General features: G+C 50.7%; 11 protein-coding genes and 6 pseudogenes. 10 read left to right on the top strand and 7 right to left on the bottom strand.

What is annotated here, in order from left to right; all coding sequences use genetic code 11:
• The first annotated feature begins 10 nt into the window (after positions 1 to 10).
• From LDL70_RS17860 to LDL70_RS17850, 3 genes are read left to right on the top strand one after another with little or no spacing between them, the layout of a single operon-like run.
• Positions 11 to 1432 carry an extracellular solute-binding protein gene (locus tag LDL70_RS17860; RefSeq protein WP_225688833.1) on the top strand — a complete coding sequence of 474 codons (1422 nt, stop codon included), beginning with the start codon at positions 11 to 13 and terminating at the stop codon, positions 1430 to 1432.
• Complete coding sequence (locus tag LDL70_RS17855; protein WP_225688822.1) at positions 1429 to 2625, top strand: ADP-ribosylglycohydrolase family protein; 1197 nt, start codon at positions 1429 to 1431, stop codon at positions 2623 to 2625. The genes LDL70_RS17860 and LDL70_RS17855 overlap by 4 nt, the downstream gene beginning before the upstream one ends.
• Before the next feature lie 38 nt (positions 2626 to 2663).
• A complete protein-coding gene (locus LDL70_RS17850; RefSeq protein WP_225688820.1) occupies positions 2664 to 3716 on the top strand; it encodes an ABC transporter ATP-binding protein in 1053 nt (350 codons plus the stop codon).
• Positions 3717 to 3953: 237 nt separating this feature from the next.
• On the opposite strand, the pseudogene LDL70_RS17845 reads toward LDL70_RS17850, so the two are convergent.
• The 4 pseudogenes from LDL70_RS17845 to LDL70_RS17830 all read right to left on the bottom strand — a co-directional run.
• Positions 3954 to 4112, bottom strand: a pseudogene (locus LDL70_RS17845) (Cu(I)-responsive transcriptional regulator); the annotation flags it as partial.
• Between the two features lies 1 nt (position 4113).
• Positions 4114 to 4353, bottom strand: a pseudogene (locus tag LDL70_RS17840) (ISL3 family transposase); the annotation flags it as partial.
• Positions 4354 to 4871: 518 nt separating this feature from the next.
• Positions 4872 to 5557: pseudogene (locus tag LDL70_RS17835) on the bottom strand (IS6 family transposase).
• A gap of 206 nt (positions 5558 to 5763) precedes the next feature.
• A pseudogene (locus tag LDL70_RS17830) lies at positions 5764 to 8338 on the bottom strand (Tn3 family transposase).
• 93 nt (positions 8339 to 8431) lie between these two features.
• On the opposite strand from LDL70_RS17830, the gene LDL70_RS17825 reads away from it, so the two are divergent.
• Both LDL70_RS17825 and LDL70_RS17820 read left to right on the top strand, forming a co-directional pair.
• On the top strand, positions 8432 to 9058 hold the full coding sequence (locus tag LDL70_RS17825; protein WP_225688818.1) for a recombinase family protein: 627 nt from the start codon (positions 8432 to 8434) through the stop codon (positions 9056 to 9058).
• Between the two features lie 23 nt (positions 9059 to 9081).
• Positions 9082 to 9525, top strand: a complete 444-nt coding sequence (locus LDL70_RS17820; protein ID WP_225688816.1) for an NUDIX domain-containing protein — start codon at positions 9082 to 9084, stop codon at positions 9523 to 9525.
• Positions 9526 to 9727: 202 nt separating this feature from the next.
• Here the strand turns inward: LDL70_RS17820 and LDL70_RS17815 are convergent, their stop codons facing one another.
• Together LDL70_RS17815 and LDL70_RS17810 are read right to left on the bottom strand one after the other, a co-directional pair.
• Positions 9728 to 13459, bottom strand: a complete 3732-nt coding sequence (locus LDL70_RS17815) for a TonB-dependent receptor (protein ID WP_225688814.1) — start codon at positions 13457 to 13459, stop codon at positions 9728 to 9730.
• A 74-nt stretch (positions 13460 to 13533) separates the two neighbouring features.
• Complete coding sequence (locus LDL70_RS17810; RefSeq protein WP_225688812.1) at positions 13534 to 15321, bottom strand: DUF11 domain-containing protein; 1788 nt, start codon at positions 15319 to 15321, stop codon at positions 13534 to 13536.
• A gap of 971 nt (positions 15322 to 16292) precedes the next feature.
• On the opposite strand from LDL70_RS17810, the pseudogene LDL70_RS17805 reads away from it, so the two are divergent.
• Positions 16293 to 16578 (top strand): annotated as a pseudogene (locus tag LDL70_RS17805) (DDE-type integrase/transposase/recombinase); the annotation flags it as partial.
• A 71-nt stretch (positions 16579 to 16649) separates the two neighbouring features.
• Here the strand turns inward: LDL70_RS17805 and LDL70_RS17800 are convergent.
• Positions 16650 to 16751, bottom strand: a pseudogene (locus tag LDL70_RS17800) (IS5/IS1182 family transposase); the annotation flags it as partial.
• Between the two features lie 165 nt (positions 16752 to 16916).
• Here LDL70_RS17800 and LDL70_RS17795 point away from each other — a divergent pair.
• From LDL70_RS17795 to LDL70_RS17780, 4 genes are read left to right on the top strand one after another with little or no spacing between them, the layout of a single operon-like run.
• A complete protein-coding gene (locus LDL70_RS17795; protein ID WP_370637866.1) occupies positions 16917 to 18200 on the top strand; it encodes an ABC transporter substrate-binding protein in 1284 nt (427 codons plus the stop codon).
• A gap of 17 nt (positions 18201 to 18217) precedes the next feature.
• Positions 18218 to 19198: a carbohydrate ABC transporter permease gene (locus LDL70_RS17790; protein WP_370637853.1), complete on the top strand. Its 981-nt coding sequence runs from the start codon at positions 18218 to 18220 to the stop codon at positions 19196 to 19198.
• Positions 19198 to 20028 (top strand): carbohydrate ABC transporter permease, encoded by an 831-nt coding sequence (locus LDL70_RS17785; RefSeq protein ID WP_075656679.1) that lies wholly within the window; start codon positions 19198 to 19200, stop codon positions 20026 to 20028. Before LDL70_RS17790 ends, LDL70_RS17785 begins: the two co-directional genes overlap by 1 nt.
• Before the next feature lie 5 nt (positions 20029 to 20033).
• The gene (locus tag LDL70_RS17780) at positions 20034 to 21062 is read left to right on the top strand and encodes an ABC transporter ATP-binding protein (protein ID WP_225688810.1); all 1029 of its coding nucleotides are present in this window, start codon (positions 20034 to 20036) and stop codon (positions 21060 to 21062) included.
• The last annotated feature ends 9 nt before the right edge of the window (positions 21063 to 21071 follow it).

Below are 21071 nucleotides of genomic sequence, written 5' to 3'. Positions count from 1 at the left end.
GGAAGGACACATGCTGAAAAATAATCTTATTCTGTCTGTCAGTGTGGTTGCACTGCTGTCTGCTGCAGCATTGCCGGCACTGGCCGAGCCGGTCACTATACGCGTAGTGGCGAAGGATCTGCTCAACACCAATCCGGATGACGTGAAGCTCATTGAGAAATATGAAGCGGCGCTGAAGGCAAAAGGGATAGATCTGAAGATTGAGATCGTCAATCTTCCGGCTTCCGGCTATGCTGATAAGCTCGGCGCGATGATGTTGTCCGGCGACATTCCCGATCTGATTTATTTTCAGGGCGGTGACACGGTAATGGCCGAGCAGGGTGTTCTTGAAAACTGGAACGACTGGCTGCCGAAAACAACCTATCTGAAAGATGCGCTTTACCCGCACAATACCGCTCGCCTGCAGAATTATCCGTATCTGCTTTATGCATTCCCGCCGCGGATTTCGCAGCCGGTTATGCGTGAGGACTGGCTGAGCAAAACCGGACTGGCTGCACCGAAAACGGTTGATGACTATGTTGCTTTGTTCAAGGCGATTAAGAGCGGCAATTTTGGTGGTGCAGGCAGTGATAAATCCTATGCGCTGACTGTGCCGGGCAGCATGGATGAAGCCGATACGATTTTTAATCAGGCATTCGGCGTCAGCTCATCCTGGCTGAAAGACAAAGAGGGCAACTGGATTGCCTCACAGATTTCTGAGCAGGAAAAAGCCAAGCTGACTTTCTATGCATCGCTGCGTGAGCAAGGACTGCTGGACCCGGAATATATCACTACCAAATGGGATACCAAGGAAGACAAGTTCTATTCCGGACGCGTCGGTATGGTGTTCTCGGCATCGGCTGAGAATGTGGATGTTTATCGCGGTAAGATGAAACAGGCGAATCCTGATGCTAATCCGGAACTGGTTCTGTTGGCACCGCCTGCAGGTACCGGTGGCGAAGGTCTGGCCGCTGTTGATGTTTCCAAGGAAACACGTGGTTTCGCAATTTCAGCTCTCTCGAAGCACAAAGAAGAAGTTGTTAAATTTCTTGATTTTGTGGCCAGCCCTGAAGGTCAGGCATTGGAACGCCTTGGTTTTGAAGGTGAGCAATATACCCGTGACGGCGAGGCCATCAAGCCAACAGACAAAATGGCAACCTGGTATGTGCGCTTTATCGCGGCCGCAAACTGGAAACTACCGGAAGGCGTGAGAAGCCCTGCTGCCGCGCAGTTTCTGACCAATATCACCCAAAGCTACAAGCCTGATAATGCATTTATCTGGCCGAATGAATATGCGCCTGATCTGGATGCGGCGCAGAATGTCTACAAGGCATGGGCTTATAAATTTATCTCCGGACAAGCGGGTTTCGATCAGTGGGATCAGTTTGTTTCTGAGTGGAAGACTGCCGGCGGTGACCGGCTGACTGAATATGCGAGGACTGTATTAAAATGATGGACACATTTGCTCCTTTGTCTCTGCAAGGACGAATTCGGGCAGTTCTTTATGGCGTCGCTTATGGTGACGCCATCGGGGCACCGGTTGAAAAACTTTCAGCCGAGCAAATTCGCCAGCGTTACGGCCGTGTTACCAATCTGAATACAGAATGGCATCGCATGTCGGAGAGCGGCATAGCCCGTAACTGGCGTGTTCGGGGCAGTGGTATCGTGACTGATGATACGCTGATGACCCTGTGTCTGATGAATATTTATAATGACGTGCGCCGTCATATTGATGCCTGGGATATGGCGGACGGTATGGTGCGTGAAATTGCATGGACACCGCGCTGGGTTCCTGAATTGCAGCGTGAGGCCATGCTGATTGAGCGCCTGTTCTATCCGGAAAAATGGATTTTCCAGCGTCATCAGTTGTCCAATTGCGATCCGCGTGAAGGTGGCATCGGCAATATGGTGAATTGCGGTGCGGCGATGTATATTGCGCCGGTTGGGGTGATGAATGCCTGCAATCCGAAAGCGGCCTATGATGAGGCGATTGCTTTCGCTTCCGGCCATCAGCAGAGCTATGGTCTGGAAGCCGCAGGTGTGTTGGCGGCAGCGATTGCAGCGGCTTTTATTCCGCACATTACCATTGATGAAGTGGTCAATGAGGCCGTTGCATTAGCAAAAGATGGTACAAAACAGGCTATTCTTGAAATTGTAGCCGCTGCAAAGAGCCTCAAAGGGCAGGACGCGGATAAAGTCACCGAAGTTTTTCAGACGATTATCGGAAAATATTCACCGATGGGTGATGATGTCACGCATTCTGTGAAGAAAACCGGTGTGGCCAGTGAAGCCTATCGTCCGTCCCGCCTCAATGCGATTGAGGAACTGCCGCTGGCCTTAGGTTTTGCAGTGGTCAATGACGGTGACTTCTACAAGACCATTCATGACGGCATTAACTCCGGACGCGACACGGATTCCATCGGCGTCATGGCCGGTGCCATTCTCGGCGCTATGCATGGTGCGTCTGTCATTGACGATACGGATGCGGCGTTGCTGGATTCAGCCAATAAGCTTGAGCTGAACAAGGCGGCTGATGCATTTTATCAAACCGTAATGGAAATACAAAAAGCAGACAGGCAGTCCGAACAGCGCAGAGCATCGATGTGGGATCATCTCACAAACAATGCCGCTCACGCTGCTGCCTGACGCTATTTTACGATCAATAACATATACCGGAGCCATAAATGTCTGAAATCGAACTGAGAAATGTAGGTAAGAGCTATGGAAAAACCTCTGTGCTTGCAGACATTTCGCTCGATATGGGTGATGGGGAATTTGTGGTTCTGGTTGGTCCGTCCGGCTGCGGAAAATCAACGCTTTTGCGCATGATTGCCGGACTGGAAGATATTACCTCCGGTGAAATCCGCATCGGGGGTAAGGTCGTCAATGATATGCGCGCGAAAGAGCGTGATATTGCGATGGTTTTTCAGAGTTATGCGCTTTATCCGCATATGAAAGTTGCGGAAAATATGAGCTTTTCTCTGAAGCTGAGTGGTACACCGAAAGAAGAAATCCGCAAACGTGTGCAGGAAGCGGCAGAAATACTCGGCCTTGAGAAATTGCTGGACCGTTTTCCGCGCGAGCTCTCCGGTGGTCAGCGTCAGCGTGTGGCGATGGGACGTGCCATTGTGCGTGCGCCAAGAGCGTTTCTGTTTGATGAGCCGTTGTCCAATCTGGACGCAAAATTGCGTGTAAAAATGCGCAGTGAGATTAAAAAACTGCATCAGCGCCTTGGTAAAACAACTGTCTATGTCACCCATGACCAGACGGAAGCGATGACTATGGCTGATAAAATCGTCGTCCTGAATGGCGGGAAGATCGAACAATATGGGCCGCCGCTGGAACTGTATAATGATCCGGCAAATATATTTGTTGCGGGTTTTATCGGTTCTCCGGAAATCAACTTGCTGAAAACAGAGGCGAGGGGTGATCATGCTGTCACGGAGGACGGTATTGTTTTGCCGCTTGTCTCTCCGTTAAAATCACAAACTAGCATGATGTATGGCATCCGCCCGCAGCATATTGAGATTGCTGATGAAGGTATTGAGGGGCTGGTGACATTGGTTGAGCCAACCGGCGATAGTCAGGAACTGGTGGTTAAAGTCGGTGTACAGGACATCCATGTGATTGCCAAAGGCGACCGGCAGTTTACGACTGGTATGACAGTCAGGCTGGCTCTTGATGCTGCAAAAGTTCTGCTTTTTGACAGCGTATCCGGTGAGCGTCTGCGTTATTAAATCCCGATGGAAGGCAATCTGTTTCCGAGTAAAGCGAAGTCTTATTTGAAGTAGGGCACTTGTGTAGAGCGGCTAGCGAAGCGCCATGCTCTGCACCATTCGCTCAGCTAAAAAATCGACCACTGCCCGTACAGATGGCAATTGTCCGCGGCGATGGAACGGCGATTTAAACACAGCCCGACACAACTTGTCTCAGCCTGTACCCGTGTGAGGCCGACAGGATTGGCGGTGTTTGTTTCATTGTAACCGGCGATCCACAGCACCGCGGCGCGGATAGATAGACAGATCTTCATCTTCCGGATCGGTTTCAAGGCGTTTCAGGATCGGGCAATGCGGCCGGTGATCCCCCTGACAGGCATTGACCAGCATTGTCAGTGTGTTGGACATATCCTGCAGCGCAGACGATGGTACCGTAGCGGTAATTGCGCCGGAATGCCCAATCATCCACGCCGTCCACATTGATTTTTTCATGTCTAACCGCTGATCTTCTTCTCACGGTGTGGATGGGCGTGTCGTTGCTCACGGGTATCATCAGGCGTTTGGCAAAGGCTGCAGCGGGACGTCCTCCCAAAGCTAATCCAAGATGATGCACAATAGTATCCAGTCGGGCAGTCCGGCGACTGCACTCGCTCATTAAAATCCATCCCATCTGCAAACTCCCGCATCCTCAAATGTGAAGAGTGTGACATTTCTATTTTGCAGAAACAGGACATTTTAACTTTGCGGCTACAGATGCTAATTAGATAATATATATTATGGAACTAAACTATAAAGATAAGCGGCAGAGCATTTAATTGCCGTGGCATTGCCAAGTTGTTTGATCTCTGCATTTCAGTTATCAACTCGCGACGAAATTATCGAGCAGATTCCCCTAGTTTAAGGGCTTTCGTTTTCCACGTGAGATTGTTACCTATGCGGTCTGGACCTATCATAGGTTTGCGTTAATCACGATCGATGGAAAGAAGCTCTGACGGACAATTGGTGGAGACGCCGATATTCTTGATAATCTTGTGTAGCCCTGAAGCTGCTAAGCGTTCCTCCTCAAAATGGGTCAGGTAATTCGGTCAGTCACGCGTCATCGTGACGGACAAGCTGAGCAGTGGTTGTGTCGCAAATTTTACATCAGGTTAAAAGCGGTCTGATCTTCTGACGCAATTATACTGCAAGCTCCACAAAGACTTCAAATGGCCAGCGATTGTCATTTTCGAACCGCTTCTTGCCGATCATATGTGCTACTTCGATGCTCGCGATTGTCGCTGAGGCTGTATGAAATGCCTTGAAGCCCAACATCTGTTTAGTAATCCTCTTAATAAACCGATGATCTAGCTCAAGGATGTTGTTGAGATATTTTACCTGCAGGATTGCAATCATTTGGTTGTGACCTGTGATTTTCAAGATTGTGTTTACATCTTGTGCTCCGGCCATATTGGCACCGCTTTTATCAATGACTATTTTGTCTGGAACACCTTTGCTAACGATTGCGCTCTTGAGGAAACGGCGTGCAGCACCGAGATTTCGGCGTTCGGTGAGCATGAAATCAAGCGCTTGTCCGTCACGATCTACGGCTTGGAACATATAAGTCCATCGTCCTTTGACCTTCGAATAGGCCTCATCAACACGCTATGAGACAAGCGTTCGACATTTACGCTTCTGTGCGTGATCTGCAGTCTGTGGCGCGTAACGGACAATCAACAGTTCAATGTTGCATGGTCAACGTTCACACCACGTTCGGCCATAATCTCCCCAAGGTCTTGATAGGAAGCCGGATAGCGAACGTAAAAGAAAACGGCGTATAGGTTGACACTCTCGGTTAAATGAGACCCTTTGAAATCGATCGCCATACCCAGTTACCGCGTTCAATTATGCACACCAAAGAGACAACAACGCAGCAGATGTAAAAAATTCGCGACAGAACCCATTTGGTTCATTCAATGATGCATGGGGGCGTCTGTTTCCAACCTTAACGGTGACAGTCTCAATGCACAATTTCGCATGTCTACGGATTATCGTGATAGGGGTCGGTTCCGGCTGGGGGCGAAATGACACTCTAAGCCGTTGCTCCCTTCGGCCAGAGATATTCGCCGGTCAGCAATATGTGTGCCCAGCCCAGCGGTGAGATATGCGCCAATAGTTCCGGCGGAACATCATGCCCGGCGTTTCGCCGCTCGGCAACTGCATGGCCGAGGTGGACGGTGTTCCAATAGATGATGATTGCCGTGAGCAGGTTGAGGCCGGCGATCCGGTAATGTTGGCCCTCGGTAGTGCGGTCACGGATTTCACCCTGGCGACCGACGCGTAGCGCATTCTTGAGCGCATGATGGGCCTCGCCCTTATTGAGGCCGATCTGGGCACGCCGCTGCATATCTGTGTCGAGGATCCACTCTATAATAAAGAGTGTTCGCTCCACGCGGCCGACCTCGCGCAGCGCAACTGCCAGATCGTTCTGGCGCGGGTATGAGGCAAGCTTGCGAAGCAACTGGCTTGGCTTGATCTTGCCGGCAGCCATGGTGGCGGCGCAACGGAACAGGTCGGGCCAGTTCGTGATGATCAATTGCTCGCGGATCTTGCCACCGACCAGTTTGCGCAAATCCTTGGGTGTCCCTGCGGGATTGAAAACGTAAAGACGCTTCGAAGGTAAATCGCGAATGCGAAGGATAAGGCGGTATCCGAGCATGCCGCTGGTTCCGAACAGGTGATCGGTAAAACCGGCCGTATCGGCATATTGCTCTCCAACCTGCCGACCGGCTTCATTCATCAGAAGACCATCAAGGATGTATGGGGCCTCGCTGACCGTCGCGGGAATAGTTTGTGACGCAAACGGCGCGAACTGGTCATTGACGTGAGTGTAAGCCTTGAGGCCGGGCTCGTTTCCATATTTGGCATTGACCATGTTCATGGCCTCGCTCTGTCGGGCTGAAGGGAAGAACTGACCATCGCTCGATGCGGTCGTGCCCATGCCCCAGAACCGGGACATTGGCAGCTTTGCCTGCGCAGCAACCACGATCGCCAGCACCTGGTCCATTGCGTCGCTCTCGACATGCCACCGCGCAAGGCGCGAGAGTTGCCAGTAATCATGCGTGTTCGTGGCCTCCGCCATCTTCCGCAGGCCAAGGTTCAGCCCTTCTGCGAGCAGCACATTGAGAAGGCCGATCTGGTCCCCGCATGGAACCCCGGTTCTCAAATGGGTAAAGGCCTCGGTGAATCCGAGCGCAGCATCGACCTCAAGCAAGATGTCGGTGATCCGAATGAGCGGCATCCGGCGATAGAGATCGAGTATCAACTCCTCGGCGCTGTCCGGAACGTCCGCCGTCAGTTGGTCGGTCCGCAACGTTCCATCCTCGATGCTGCCATGAAGGATGGTTCCGTCTCGCGCTGCGCGTGCAAGTCGCTTCAGGCCATCGGCGAGGCGAGCTTTTCGATCCGTCAGCCAAAGCTGTGGATCAAAGGGAACGGCCAGCCTGGTGTTCGTCTGCGCTGTGGTCAACGGCACCAGGACCTGCTTGAGATCGCCATAGCGGCGCGAATGATCGAGCCAGATGTCACCGGATCGGAAAGCATCCCGGAGATGGAACAGGACTGCCACCTCACGGAGGCGGTTGTCGCCCTGGTCTTGTGCTCGAAGATGCCGGTGCCATTTCGAATTCGGACGTAAGAAGCTGTCGGCTGCCGATGGCAACGCTTGCATTTGCCCGATAGCTTTCGCCGCCGCAATCAAGGGCTGGGCTACCGATGCTGCCTTGAGTTTCAGGCACCGCAACATGCGCGGCGCGTAGCGACGGAAGCGATGATATCCTTGTCCTACATGAGCCAATGGATCGTCCGCCAGCGTATTGCTTAAAGTAGCGCTCGCCCTGCCTACGTAGGCGTGTGACACGGTGCGGCGGGATACCGGCGAGAAGCTGCGGATCAATAGCGAGGCCACGCAGCAACTCCAGCCTGTCGAGCAGTCGGTTCGCCGCTGCGGAATTGCTACCGACCTCGAATTGGCGAAGCCAGATGAACCGACTGACATTAGCATCGACTAGTCCGGTCAGCAGCCCATCAAGCTGTTCGCGTGCGTTATTGTCGAGCTTTTCCGCGATCCTCGTCTCGATTCGCCGTTCGGCGGCTACCAGCGCGTCCGCACATAGTCGCTCGATTGTCGATACCGCTGGCAAGATCGTCTGAGTTTCACGACAACGCGCAACCAGACGCTGCGCGAGGTCCTCGTTCGAACGGGCCTCTTCGGCCTGATTGTAAAGCCAGTCCCGAAGATCACGGGCACCACGACCTGAGAAAGTCCTGTAGCCATAGATGTCTCGCAACGCCTCCATATGCTCCTGACGCGTCTGCCGTCGTGCGGCATAGGTCAGAAGCGCGTCGGCCGGGACACCAAGCTGAGCCCCGATGAACGACAGGACCTCATTCGGGGTCACTTCGCCCGGAGCCAGCGCGCGTCCTGGATATCGCAACGTGCAAAGCTGCAGGGCGAATCCAAGTCTGTTCTCCGGCCTGCGGCGTTCCTGAATGTGTCCAAGATCGTCGTCGCCCAGTGTGTAATGCCGAAGCAGCGACAATTCATCGGTTGGTAGATCGAACAGTGCTGAGCGCTGTCGCTCGGTGAGAATATGTCGTCTCGGCATTCCGATTGTCCCTATTGAAGTATAGTCTGTTTTGGACAACAATCGCCCCATACAAATCAAGGCCTTCCGGCACCAAAATCCACGGGGGTTCAATTGGGACAGCGCGCCGCTATTTATTGCCGCGTTTCAACCGCCGATCAGTCATGCGAGCGGCAGGAGCATGACCTGACTGCTTTCGCTGACCGAGCCGGATATGAGGTTGCCGCGATATTCAAGGAGACCGGTTCCGGCACGAAGCTCGACCGTGCCGAACGACGCAAAGTTATGGCGTTGGCGCAAGCTCGCAAGATTGACGCGGTGCTTGTTACCGAACTTTCGCGCTGGGGCCGCTCCACGGTCGACTTGCTCAATACCCTTCGTGAGCTGGAGGGTTGGAAGGTTTCCGTCATCGCCATGAATGGAATGGCGTTCGATCTGTCGTCGCCACATGGCCGTATGTTGGCGACTTTTCTTTCTGGTATTGCCGAATTCGAACGTGACCTCATCAGTGAACGCGTCAAATCCGGCCTTGCCGCTGCAAAGGCCCGGGGGAAAATGCTTGGTCGTCAGACCGGTGAGCGTCCAAAGTCAGATCGCCTCGCGCCGAAAGTCATGACGCTGATCTCTGAGGGCCGCAGCTACCGCTGGGTCGCGCGCGATCTCGGCATCAGCAAAAATACCGTTGCTGACATAGCAAAACGTTACCGGGACCAGCCGTCAATAACCTTGAACCAATCCTAATAAGTCGATCTGTGGAGTTCATTATGAGTGAAAGAATTCGATACCAACTGTCTGCCTCTGTCTTCGTCATGCTCATTAAAGAGGGCGAGATTTGTATGCTCAGGCGAAAAGGGACCGGTTGGATGGACGGTTCATTCAGTATTCCAGCTGGGGGGCTCGACGCTGGTGAAACCATTCGCGCTGCCGCAGCCCGCGAAGCCTACGAAGAAGTCGGCGTCAACATCGCTCCGGAGAACCTGCACTATGTTCACACTTTGCATAGCAAAACCGAAGGTCGGACGTGGTTAGGACACTTCTTTCAGGCCACAATTTGGGAAGGCAACCCGTCTTTGCGTGAACTCGACAAACACAGTGATCTTCAATGGACGCCAGTCAACGCGCTGCCGTCAGAAACCATCCCCTACGTGCGCCAAGCAATATTATGCACGACGGCTCAGCAGCCGTATTCGGAGTACGGGTGGGATTGACCGCTTAGAGTGTTATTTCGCCCCCAGCCGGAACCAACCCCTATCTCTTCACCGAGTTACATACACAAAGGGAGGCATTCCTCAGCAGGAATGAAAATTTTGCGACAGAACCCGCTGACGTAACCCTGCCTAAAAGGCCGACCAATCGTTACCCTGAGTTATTGTTTTGGGATCCATGCACTAAAACCATGCGGATTGCTTGTTAAAATTTTCCGACAACATTCAGGAAAACGCCGCGATCATTGAGTGAAAGATCGCGCAGATCATCCGAAAAATTGCCGAAATTATAGCCGACTCCGACTTTGAAATTATCGCCCACATGGCGATAAATGGCGGTTAATGCGCCATAATCCGTCGTTCCCGCTTCCGGCATAACCATCACGCGTCCTTCGAGCAGAGCATCCCAGTTTTTCACAATATGCAGATCCGTGCGGATAACCCCAAGATGCGCCGATGATGTTTGCCAGAGGCCGAATTTATTGCGATCCTCACCCAGAAGGCGATAGCGCACTTTGCCATAACGAAAGCCATACTTAGCACCCACCGACAGCCATGGCAAAAGATCGTAAGTAAAATCTGCCGACAGAATATGGCTACGCTGCGCAGGGCCATATTCGTCACCCGTTATGGCGCTGACCTGATTACCGCCCGGCTGATCATAGAGCCAGATATATTTGAATAACGCATTCAGCCGGTCATTGCTGACGGGGCGATAAGCATAGCCCAAAGATGTTTCAACATAATCACCGCCACGAAAAGAACTCTCGCCCGTAGTGTCGGATAAAACAGCATCAACCGCCGCCAGCAAACGCCAGTCATTGCTAGTTTTCCAGCCAAGACCGGCCGCCAGAAGATAGGTATTGACATCACGCGTTCCGTCATCTGAATTTTCAAACCGTGCCTCGCCGCGAATACGCCCGCTGATAAAGTCCTCATCTTTATAAGCGACAGACAGTGACACAGCCTTGCGGTCAAAATCGGAGCGTTCGTGTCCTGTCACCGGATCAATTGTATCGTCCTCAACGGTTCCCGCTTCAAAACCACCATCAAATTTCCAGACTTTATCCGGCGTATAGACCACCCCATAGGATTTGGTAAGCGAACGGCGATATCCGAACAGATCATAGTTGTTTTCAGCATAACCTGACCAGTAATCGTCAAACTGCCGGCGCGCACCTAAAATAAATGTACCGCGATCAGCCCCCGATAAATCATAGCTCCGGTTCACATCAAAGGCACGATCAGGGTCAAGACGATAGCCAAAATAATAGGTGTCCTCTGCTGTCGGATTATAAGCGACAGCAGCAAGTCCACCCAAACCCGTAGCACCGTAGGAAAGCTCTCCCTCGAGATCAATCTTGTCCGTCAGCCTGAATTTTGTACCGGCTCCAAGGCGATCCCCGCGACGAATATCACCCGAACGCGTGACTGTCGCCTGCCCGAACAAATAATAGAGATGATCCGCATCCGGTGCATAATCGAGACGCACACCCGCATCAGCACGTGAACCATTATATCCCGATTTATAGGCGCTTGTGAGCGGGTTCTGCAGTGCCATATAGGAAACGCCAAAAGACATTTTCCAGTATTCATTGAGTTGCTTGCTGATCGCAACTGTGCCTTTGCGTTTCGTTCGTCCTCCGATGCGTTGATTATCTATGTCGCTATAGGCCTGATCTTCCGCGAAATCATCATAGATCAAATCCAGATTGACTTTATCTGTCACATTAATATCAGCATAGGCACCCCAGCTGCGCTGATCGGCAGCAATTTGCTCAGCCAAGGTGGAAAACCCGGCCTGTTTTTCCTGATAATAAATGCCGGCTGTTCCCTTCAGGCCGATTGCGGTCAGATCTTCCAGATCAAGCTGTGCTTTCGTGCGCCAAGCCATTGCCGCGCGGTCACGCCTGCCGGTGGTGTTAACATCGCTCAATGTCAGGCCGCCATCGGCAGACCGCGACATACCAAAACCCGGTCCCTCTGAACGGGAAAATTCGCCCTCGATAAATGTTTTTTCTGAATGTCTTATCGCGATATCAGCGCCATAGGCTTGCTGGTTTGCAGGGCCGGTATTTTCACTCATGCCGGTGACACCGATACGGATTTTATCATTCAGCCATTGTTGGGCGCGTCCGCCATAGACATAGCCATCAATTTCTCTGATCGGCGGCGTATATTCATATTGCGCAATCAAATAGACTTTATTGCCACCCAATGCGCTTTCACGCACCGGATCAGACGTACCGGTTGAAGAGGATAAAGGCCGCTTCAAAAGCAGTAAACCCTGAAGATAATCAAAGGAATAATCGTCACCAATGCGCAGTGTCCGGCGCTCCTGCACCTGACCGGTAATCGGATCGCGTATCTCGATTGTAACAGTTTCCGACCCCACGGTAATATCCTGCCGGCGCATGAAATAGACCGAACCGCCTGTGGCCAGAAACTCGTCGCGTTGCGGCAGCGTATCGGGTTGCGCCGCATAAAGCGTAACCTCGGATCGTCGTTCGCCAAAAGATGTTGTATCCTCCGAGCGATAGACAGCACTTGCACCATAAAGCGCGCGCTCGGAGCGCATAAATTCTGTGCCTTTGATGATTGTTTTGTAATTTCCCCACATCACATGGCTGTCGCCGCGCTCAAGCCGTACATAAAGTTTGCCATTTGTCGGCGCATCATCAATCATAGTGGAATCATCGCCATAGACCGGATAAAAATCATCCGGATCCAGACGACGCAGAAGCTGGCGCGGATCTTTGGCGTCCATGCCGCGAAACATATTCCCGATTTTGTCTTCGCCGCTATCTCCGGCAGCTGTCAGCAGATATTTACCCTGAATTTTGCCTTTCAGATAAAAGGCCAGCCGCCCTTTAGTATAGACTTCGTCATATTCTCCGGAGCGTACAAGCTGGATATTTTTATCGCCACTGCGCTTACCAACCGTCAGATCAGTCAGCGCTACATAAAACCAGTCATTCTGCGGAATATTGATCTGCCGTTTGAAATCAAGCGCACTACCTTTAATCCCGTTGATAACCGCCACATCAACATCATGATCACCTGAAGGCAGAATACGCTGCATAACGAATGCACGGTTTTTATCAATGGGAATAGTATCGTTGAGTACCCGAACCTGATAACCGTCTGGCACATTACGCCCGTATACGGTGACTGCGCCACCCCAAACCGGAATATTACGCAGCGCCGTAAAATCATCGCCCATGTCCGGCGCTACGCCTTCAAACGGCGCATCCTGTTCCGGCTTCAGATCACGGCTTGTACGCACAAGAGAGCGCGGTAATGTTTCATCATAGCGGCCTTTACTGTCATATACGCGCAAAACATAAGTATATCGCGGCTCCGTATTGCCTGTCAGCGGCTGTATAGCGGGCATCACCCAGCCTGCTTGCCCATTAATCTTCACCGGAATTGTTGTAATCAGCTCTTCTTTTTTGTCATCGTCCTCCGCAAAAATACGAATTTCCGAGTGTTCGATAAAGGCCGGATAATTGGCTGTAGCGTGAAATACGATCTGCTCTCCCGCTTGATAGGCACGCCGGACGGGTATTGTAGAAATATTCAGCATTGGCTGCACATCAAGCCCGTCAAACTTAACCTGAATATCCACCGCATTCATACCGACATCTGTTTCACGCTGCATGTCGGCAGACTGTTTTTGCCCGTTAGTTTGTTTCGTTGCACCAGTATTGCTTTCCGGTTGTTTGCTTTCAACAAGAGGTTGGCCATCAACACTGATCGAAAACGGAATATCACCGCCCTCTGCGCTTCCGTCCTGCTCCACATTAGGCGCTATAGGCACATCCCTGACTGTTGATTGTGCATTCAACACCGGATTGCGCTGCGGCAGCCTGCCCTCTCTGGGCTGCTGAGCAGAGGCAGCGCTCAAACCGAGAGCGAGCGTTACACAGCCGGTCAAGAGAGCACAGGGCATCAGGCTATTAGAACAGGCTGAGCCGGTTTTGCATGCACTGGAGTTTAATCGTTGCCGCTTCATTTGCCTGCCTCCACGCGTGTTTCAATGTTGAGTTGATACCCGCTTCCACCGGCCTTCCATCTTCGGGATATCTCCTTCTGCACCACCTTCATTCGCTGCCCGGCAAGCTTTTGATTTTTTGTCTGATAGGTTATGCGCAAGGTCGAGCGCTCCCGGCTCAGAACAGCAATCAGCTGATCCAGCCCCTCATTCCATTGCTTTTTCAACTCAAGGCCACTGGCAACGAAGGCATCATCTTTCAGGCTGAGCCGTACCAAACGTCCGAGCGCAGCACCAAAATTGATCTTTGTCATTTTACCGGCGGTGAGGCGCACAACACGCGGGTTCTCGGTCGTCAGGCGATAACCTGTCGGCAAGGTGCGCGGGTCGAGCTTCATGATAAAATTGCTGCCAATCCGAGGATCAGGCAGCGCAGCGCAGGCCACATGAAAGCGGCCAAATTTATCCGTTGTTATCAGCAGGCCGTTAACCGTGGCGACACGAACCGCAGGCAGACCGGGTTCGCCCTCGTCCTGATAGCCATTGCTGTTGCGGTCATCGAATACTTTGCCAATAATTTCACCGCATTCAAAAACCGGCTCAACCATAATTTCGATTTCCGCCGTGGCAACAGGGGCAAGGGTGTTGCCTGAAGAATCTGTCACGGTAGCGTGGTTGCTATGTCTGCCCGATGCCGCCGAACTCAGCGCCAGCATTTGCAAGCGGAGCACGATTTCAGAATTCGCGGCAACGGAAAGATTAGTGAAAACAATATTCAGACCATTCACCACCGGCACTGTCGCCATACCGTCTATTTCTGCGGAATCCTCCACGTAGCGGAATCCGGTTGGTATTTTGTCCGTGACGTTGAGATCAGAGACCAGACGATTGCTCTTATTCATCACCTTGATGGTAAACGGAGCCTTCTCACCGCGTCGGATCTGCCGCAAGCTTGCCTGTTTTGTAATAACAATATCAGAGGGTTCAGCGACTTTCGTGACCACACATTGCGGATGGGCTGCGCTGCAATCGGGTGGGGTCTCGTCACTGCGATAGGCGACATTGGCCACTTGAGAGGTGCCCGCCGGCAGCGGGTCTTTGACCTTGAGCGTGGTATTGAGCACAAGTGTGCCCGCAGTCCCGCCCACCTGTGCCGGAATGGTCAGATTGGACCAGTTGATCTGCGTCCCGTCATCAAGACCGCCCTGATCGGCCAAGACAAATCCGGTATTGGCGTCATAGCGGTCGCTCAGATCATAGTCTGTGACCGGCGAACCGCCATTATTGGTGAGCGTGATCTGATAGCGCAGCTCCTCACCCGGTTCCGCCTGACCGGCCAATGTGCCGCTCTCACCCGACAGGGTCTTGGCAATCGTTACCGCACCGGCTGTCGGGATGGTCACACATTGCGGATGGGCTGCGCTGCAATCGGGTGGGGTCTCGTCACTGCGATAGGCGACATTGGCCACTTGAGAGGTGCCCGCCGGCAGCGGGTCTTTGACCTTCAGCGTGGCATTGAGCACAAGTGTGCCCGCAGTCCCGCCCACCTGTGCCGGAATGGTCAGAGCGCTCCAGTTGATCTGCGCCCCGTCATCGGCACCGCCCTGATCGGCCAGGACAAATTCGGTATTGGCGTCATAGCGGTCGCTCAGAGCATAATCTGTGACCGGCGAGCCGCCATGATTGGTGAGCGTGATCTGATAGCGCAGCTCCTCACCCGGTTCCGCCTGACCGGCCAATGTGCCGCTCTCACCCGACAGGGTCTTGGCAATCGTTACTTTCGGGCAAAGCGTAGTAACTTTCATCTGCCCAAGAAACCCTTGCGAGGGCGGAGCAGACTTGATGTGAACAATGATCGTATTCAGACCGGAGTGCCAACTGGCCTTCAACTCTCCTGATGCCTGAGTTCCTGCGCGGAAACCCTGATAATTGTATCTGTCATACTCATTTTGTGCAGGATCACTTGGATTGGTATATATAATATTAGAGCGCACACCTTGTGGCTGACCATTAACCCAAACATCCCAAACGGAATTGTCCGAATAAAAGTCCATAGCCAACCTGAAAGCAGCAACATCTACTTCAGAAGCAAGGTTAAACTGATAGCGGTAGAAAATATCGTAGTTAGATTTCCGATCTGGAGAATGCACAGCAGTGGGCGTGTAAGAAATCCAGCCAGCATTGTTAAAAGGGGAGCGAACCCAACTAGAGGGCTTAGCATCCACAACCTGTGCATTCACAAATTTCAGATCACTTGGCAACGGTGATCCGTAAAACGGTTTTTCACGGATCGCAACATCCCATCTTGGATCGCTGCCTGAACTTACCGGTGGTCCCGCATTGCCGCCATAGGCTGTATTGAAGATTGAACCATTTGTTGTGCATGATATAGTCGGTATGGACTGCGAGTAGACAGAAGTTACTTCAAAAACAACAAATAAATTTGCTAAAACAAGCAGATATGAGAAATGCACAAGCAATGAATTAGAATAAAATTTTAATATTCTATGAAAATTTATTTTAAGTTTATTTAAATAAAACTCACCAATATTTAGACAACACATGAGCCACCCCTCGTATATGTAGCCATATATTCGAGCCGCGCATTGTCTATCATGAGTGACATAGCCGCTCATTAATCCGAATATCATGAGCGCCTAATGAAATATCTCCCAATTTTAAATTATTTTTCTATAACAAAGAAATATAAGCTCCGTTGCAAAAATTCGTTCTGCACGGAACGGAGCTTTACTGTGGACGCGGCTATATGCGCTTGCGTAAGTTTATTTATCTGTGTGCCGTCGTGGATTGATTCAGTCGCCCGGTTCTATCCTGGCGGTTGTCGAGCACGATGAAGGCGGACTTCTACATTGAAGCAGTCGAGGAGAGGTGCTTGCGCGTTACGGCAAGCCAGAAGTCTTCAACACAGATCAGGGTTTACACGCACGTCCATTGACTTCACTGCCATGCTGAAGAAGACCGAAATTACCATCTCGATGGATAGAAAGGGCGCCTGGCGCGACAATGTCTTCTTTGAGTGGCTGTGGCGGTCGATTAAATATGTAACATAATCGCGGCGGAAATCCACTTAGCCAAACGCCCGAAACTGTTCAGACGAACCGAACCACCTCTTACCGCGCTGGCGTAAACTCGCCTCATACTGAGCCCAATTGGTGATCCGGTATTTTTGCTTGTGGATCTTATGGCGATTATCAGAATTGTGTTTGATTGGCATAAGCAGGTTCAGGAGCAAGTCAAAACCCAACCTATACCATCCAACTCTATACGATCATTAAAGCTGAAATCGCATCCCTGCACTAACACCTCCAAAGCCCATCAAATTGGGATATTCACGAGTAAATTATCGATCTATCATTTACCAAGATAATTTCACGTGGTGATGAACATGTTTATCAGCTGTTCAAAAATTTCTTATCAAATAATAGCTTTATTGGTTTTATTTTTTTCATCTGAATCCGTATTTGCCGCTGATTTGACCATTGCTTCCGGTGATACTGGTAACGGTCAGGCATTATTACGTAAGCAACTGGATGATTTTGAAAAAATAACCGGCAATAAAGTCGCGATCGTCGATATGCCATCCAATTCTTCCGACCAGTTTGCCCAATATCGTCTATGGCTGGCAGCTGGCAATACGGATATTGATCTTTACCGAACTGATATTGTTTGGGCTCCGCAATTGGCTGATCAGTTTCTCGATCTGAGCAGTGCAGCCAAAGATATTGTAGCAACGCATTTTCCATCAGTCATTCAAAGTCAGACTGTGAATGGTAAACTGATTGCGCTTCCGCTGTTTGCGGATGCGGCAGTGCTGTTTTATCGCAAAGATTTGCTGGAAAAATACCAAAAATCAGTTCCGAAAACTTTCGACGAGCTCACTGAAACAGCGCAATATATTCAAGATAAAGAACGTATGTCTGGCAATAAAGGTATAAATGGCTATGTGTTTCAAGCCAATGCCTATGAAGGCCTCACCTGCACTGCGCTGGAATGGATAAAATCTTTTGGCGGTGGACAAGTCGTAGAAGCAGACGGCTCAATAAGCATCAATAATAAGAACGCCATTAAAGCGCTTGAGAATGCGCATGATTGGGTTGGCTCAATAGCACCACAGGGGGTGCTAGGCTATGGTGAAGAAGAAAGCCGTGGTGTCTGGCAAACCGGTAATGCGGTATTCCTGCGGAACTGGCCTTATGTTTATCCGCTGAGTGATAATGCAGACAGTCCTATACGTGGCAAAGTCGGTGTAACAGCTTTACCGTCTGCTCATGCGGATGAACCATCAGCAGCAGCTCTCGGCGGATGGAATATTGCAGTTTCCAGATATTCGCAACACACGCAACAGGCCATTGAGCTTGCGAAATTCCTTGCTTCAAAACAAGCGCAGAAAGAGCGTGCAATTGCGCTTTCTCTGCTGCCAACAATCAGAACACTCTACGACGACCCACAGATAATTGATGCGCAACCATTGTTGCCGCAATGGAAACCGATATTCGAAACGGCCGTTGCGCGCCCGTCAGCGCCAACAAAAACCAAATATAATGAGGTTTCTTCACTGTTTTGGAGCGCTGTGCATGACACCCTGTCAGGAAACGGCACTGCGGCCGACAATCTTGCTCGACTTGAAGAAAAACTCACTATTCTCAAAGGAAACACCTGGTAACCGGAGACAGGCATGAAATGGTTACTATAGATAAAGCCGGTTCAAAATATATTGCAGAGCCATTGCAACGCTTCGATTTTTTATTAAGCCGGCAACGAATGGCGATACTGTTTCTTATGCCTGTCGGCTTGGTTTTAGCTGTGGTTGCGTTCTGGCCATTGTTTCGCACAATCTATTTCTCCTTCACTGATGCCAGACTGACCAACCTTGATGAGGCACGCTGGCTAGGGTTGCAGAATTATCTGTCATGGAGTGAGTTACAAAGTGGGCGGGTTATCTATTCCGGCTTGTTAATTGATATGGTGTGGTGGCAGGCTGTATGGAACACCATTTATTTCAGTTTCGTCTCCATTTTTTTTGAGACAGTTTTTGGCATGATTATCGCAATCGTACTGAATTGCTCATTTAGAGGGCGGGGTCTGGTGCGCGCTGCTATTCTTATTCCTTGGGCAATTCCTACTATTGTTTCAGCGAGACTCTGGGGATGGATGCTCAATGATCAGTTTGGTATTTTAAATGACCTTTTCTTGCGAATTGGTGTGATTTCGCATCCTGTTGCCTGGACAGCGAGTGCTGACACCGCGATGATTGCGGTAATCATTGTAGATGTCTGGAAAACAACTCCATTCATGGCTTTGTTGTTGTTAGCCGGTTTACAGATGATCCCGCGTGAAATTTATGAGGCGGCGCGGGTGGATGGTGTGCACCCAGTCAAACAGTTCTTTTGCTTAACCCTGCCATTGCTACGTCCTGCACTGATCGTGGCCATTATTTTCCGCATGTTGGATGCCATGCGAATTTTTGATCTGATCTATGTTTTGACACCCAACAGTTCGCAAACGAAAACTATGTCTGTTCTCGCTCGCGAAAATCTAATTGATTTTGACAAGTTTTCCTATGGCGCAGCGCAATCAACGCTGTTGTTCCTGATCCTTGCATTGATGGCTATTTTTGTGCTGAGCTTTGGCAAATCGCTCCTCCGGAAGGAGCCGCAGTAATGGTGTCAATTTTTATACGAACCTGCGCATTATACTTGCTGGTTGCGATTATTATTATACTTGCGATTTTCCCTTTTTATTATGCGATTACGACCAGCATGCAAACGGGAACGGCTCTGTTTGAAGTGCATTACTGGCCTGAAAATCTGTCTTTGGCGAATTACTACGCGGTTATCAATACGAGCAATTTCCCACGCAATATTTTCAACTCGATATTGGTTGCGAGTATAACAGTATTATTATCACTACTGTTCTCTGTGCTGGCGGCTTACGCTTTATCCCGCATACGGTTTCGCGGTCGTAATTTGATCCTGATGGTGATCCTTTCCATCTCTATGTTTCCGCAAATTGCTGTGCTCGCTGGCCTGTTTGAAACGATCCGTTTTTTGGGTCTGTATAACCGTATTGCTGGTCTCGTCTTTTCTTACATGATTTTTACGCTCCCTTTTACGGTCTGGATTTTAACGTCTTTTATGCGTGAACTTCCTTTGGAGATTGAAGAGGCCGCGATTATTGACGGTGCCGGGTCATGGACGATAGTTACACGCATTTTTTTACCTCTGATGTGGCCTGCTATGGTGACAACCGGCCTACTGGCCTTCATTGCCGCATGGAATGAATTTTTGTTTGCGCTGACTTTTACTTCATCCTCTGAAATGCGCACCATTCCCGTGACAATAGCATTGTTAACCGGCGTGAGCGGGCATGAAGTGCCGTGGGGTAATATTATGGCGGCATCCACGATTGTCACGATGCCATTGATTATTCTTGTTTTGATTTTTCAACGGAAAATCATTTCCGGTCTGACAGCCGGTGGTGTCAAAGGATAGAACTCATGACACATATCCAGCTGGATAATCTTCATAAATCCTATGGCGCATTGCAAGTAATCAAAGGTGTTGACCTTGAGATTGCATCGGGTGAGTTCATGGTATTCGTAGGCCCTTCAGGGAGTGGAAAATCGACACTTTTACGTATGATTTCCGGACTTGAGGATATTACAGACGGCACACTTTTATTCGACGGCAATGTCGTTAATCAGCTGGCACCTTCACAGCGAGGCATAGCGATGGTGTTTCAGTCCTATGCGCTATATCCGCATATGACTACTTACAGAAATATGGCTTTCGGTCTTAAATTGGCCAAGCATAGCCGAAAAGAGATTGACCGGCGCGTGCGTGAAGCTGCCGAGATGTTACAAATCACACCCTATCTTGAATCCCTGCCACGCCAGCTTTCCGGCGGACAGCGCCAGCGTGTTGCCATCGGCCGCGCTATCGTACGTAATCCGCGGGTATTTTTGTTTGATGAGCCTTTGTCCAATCTCGATGCGGCTCTTCGTGTTGCGACGCGCATAGAAATAACAAGGCTCAAACAAAAAATGCCGCAAACAACTATGATCTATGTCACCCATGATCAGGTTGAAGCTATGACTCTTGCCGACCGCATATGTATCTTACGCGAAGGAAGGGTCGAGCAAGTCGGCACACCGTCAGAACTTTATGAAGCACCATGCTCATTGTTTGTTGCGGGCTTTGTCGGTTCACCCAAAATGAATATTTTGAACGGGCGTTTTGCTGCCGCGTTTGGTGCGCACACGGTTGGGATACGCCCAGAACATCTCATACTTTCTCCCACGCCTGCGAACTGGAGTGGCAAGGTCATTTTGCGAGAAAATCTCGGCGCAGAAGCCTATCTTTATATTGATATTGGCGCGGGTGAGCCTCTGATCGTGCGGGACAATGCAACGGGCACGCCGGCAATGCAGCAAGCTGAAAAACCGACGCATATCGCCGTTAAACATAGCGAATACCTTTATAAATTCGATGCAAGCGGTCATTTCCTGGGGCGCGGCGCGACATAAGGAGACAAT

The organism is Pseudochrobactrum sp. XF203 (genome assembly GCF_020341615.1).
Lineage (GTDB): Bacteria > Pseudomonadota > Alphaproteobacteria > Rhizobiales > Rhizobiaceae > Pseudochrobactrum > Pseudochrobactrum saccharolyticum.
The sequence above is the reverse complement of the archived record's forward strand: the minus strand, read 5'-3'. Positions and strand labels throughout refer to the sequence as shown.

Coding starts and splice junctions, on each gene's coding strand:
- LDL70_RS17820 (WP_225688816.1), top strand. CDS start 9,082: ATGAGTGAAAGAATTCGATACCAACTGTCTGCCTCTGTCTTCGTCATG.
- LDL70_RS17855 (WP_225688822.1), top strand. CDS start 1,429: ATGATGGACACATTTGCTCCTTTGTCTCTGCAAGGACGAATTCGGGCA.
- LDL70_RS17790 (WP_370637853.1), top strand. CDS start 18,218: ATGGTTACTATAGATAAAGCCGGTTCAAAATATATTGCAGAGCCATTG.
- LDL70_RS17810 (WP_225688812.1), bottom strand. CDS start 15,321: ATGAAAGTTACTACGCTTTGCCCGAAAGTAACGATTGCCAAGACCCTG.
- LDL70_RS17850 (WP_225688820.1), top strand. CDS start 2,664: ATGTCTGAAATCGAACTGAGAAATGTAGGTAAGAGCTATGGAAAAACC.
- LDL70_RS17785 (WP_075656679.1), top strand. CDS start 19,198: ATGGTGTCAATTTTTATACGAACCTGCGCATTATACTTGCTGGTTGCG.
- LDL70_RS17795 (WP_370637866.1), top strand. CDS start 16,917: ATGAACATGTTTATCAGCTGTTCAAAAATTTCTTATCAAATAATAGCT.
- LDL70_RS17780 (WP_225688810.1), top strand. CDS start 20,034: ATGACACATATCCAGCTGGATAATCTTCATAAATCCTATGGCGCATTG.
- LDL70_RS17860 (WP_225688833.1), top strand. CDS start 11: ATGCTGAAAAATAATCTTATTCTGTCTGTCAGTGTGGTTGCACTGCTG.